This window comes from Endozoicomonas sp. ONNA1 (assembly GCF_024606325.1).
GTDB lineage: Bacteria > Pseudomonadota > Gammaproteobacteria > Pseudomonadales > Endozoicomonadaceae > Endozoicomonas_A.
Genome location: NZ_JAHHPN010000183.1, coordinates 1 through 1,609, shown reverse-complemented (window position 1 = coordinate 1,609; position 1,609 = coordinate 1). Strand labels below are relative to the sequence as shown.

At 47.5% G+C, this 1,609-nt stretch carries 1 protein-coding gene; it reads left to right on the top strand.

The window, feature by feature from the left end; translation table 11 throughout:
• Positions 1-279: 279 nt before the first annotated feature.
• The coding region (locus KDK19_RS04300; protein WP_257291396.1) for a hypothetical protein at positions 280-1,609 on the top strand (1,330 nt) is incomplete at its 3' end.

The window sequence follows — 1,609 nt, the reverse complement described above, 5'->3', positions numbered from 1 at the left end:
CCCATGCAGAAAGTATTCCTTACTTCTACACTCTTGGAGCCTTTTACGAATGGCAGAAGGGCGATGATCAGAAAGTTCACGGTCATGACAAGAGAAATTACCATCAATCAAGCTTTCCACCTACAGCCTCAAGACAACAATGACGCCAGACATTTCAGCTTGCCGGAACAGCCATGAGCGATTAACCAAAAGCCATGAGTGATCTTAAAAGTTGTTTCCTCGTCCAGTGCGGCAATCACTTTTCACGGCAATAAAAGTATTCAGCTCTGAGGTAGTGGAATGATACATGCTCGCCCCAATACATTAAGCCTTGCAATGGCCATTGCAGTCAGCTCTTGCATTATTGGCACACAGGCACTGGCCGATCGCAAGCTGCAGACAAAATCGATCAATATTCTGGTCAATGGACATGAGGAGTATGTTCATAGTGAAGTCATGGTTGGGCCAACTTTAGGTCCTGACGAGCAGCCAATACCCAAGTCTTGTACAACCACCTACTCTGACCATGCTATAGACAGGGATAAGTATGACCTTCCTGCTTTAAGCTATACACAATTGTTTTCTGTTATGGATAGCGGCGTTTCCAGTATTGATCTGTTTGAAACAGGCAGGAATGACGTGGCTCAGAAATACACCAAAGTCCTGAAGGTAGGCAATGAGGGAATCTTCAGGTTCACTCATAACCTTGAAGAAACGAAACTGGTCATTGAAGTCAGAGCCGGAATGACCGATCAGGATTCAGTTGAGGCTATTCGTGCTCAATTTCCCTGGCCATTTCACGTCAGTCAACCATTCGAACCGTTAACAAAAATCGCCAGCCCCGTACAACTGGCTAAAGTGTTGATTGCTGTCAGCGAAAGAGCAGGCAATCTTGGTCCGGGCGATCACTACGTTGCCCTTGCCACCATTGAAGTGGAAAAAGTTGAAGTGAATGGGCGCACCTTTATGCGTCTTATCGCTTCGGGCGATCAGCCTCCTGAACTGCAACGTCTGGGTCAATCACTTTTTGTCAATGACGACGCTCTCCTGGCAGCAGCCACCTCTGCCTATATTCAGGTTCATGTTGTGGGAGAGGATTTACAACAGCAGGCTCTTAATGAACTCCTGGCACACAGTAAACCCGTCGGCTATGTTGTACACGCCGGGGATGACACACTGGATTACCCTGTGCCTTCAGGTTACCCAAAGCTGGAAGTAGCAGAAGCTCGGGGGGAGGTGATTGTTTTCCGTGGTCAGAAGCTGAATCCGAATGATATCGCTTTTGTAGAAAATCTCCATAACCTCTGGCAAGAAGCTGAGGCTGATAACGCCGCTCCTGCAGTAGCAGCACAGGTTAAAAAATATCAGGTCAAAAGCTACCGGTACGTCATTCGAAGCAGGCAGATGGCAATACTGGAGAAGTTTGTTGCAAGGCACGGCGCTGAAATTAGCGAAGATCAACCGACGCCCCTTACAAATGAAGATAAGCTGGCGACACATGCGCTTGCATTCTACGAATATCTCCAGCAAGCATTGGCCAGTGCTATTCCAGATCAGGCAACTCCGGCAGTAAAATTTGAATTTACACTGGAACACATCAGAGCCGCTTCGTCTGTCATCACGCCAACCT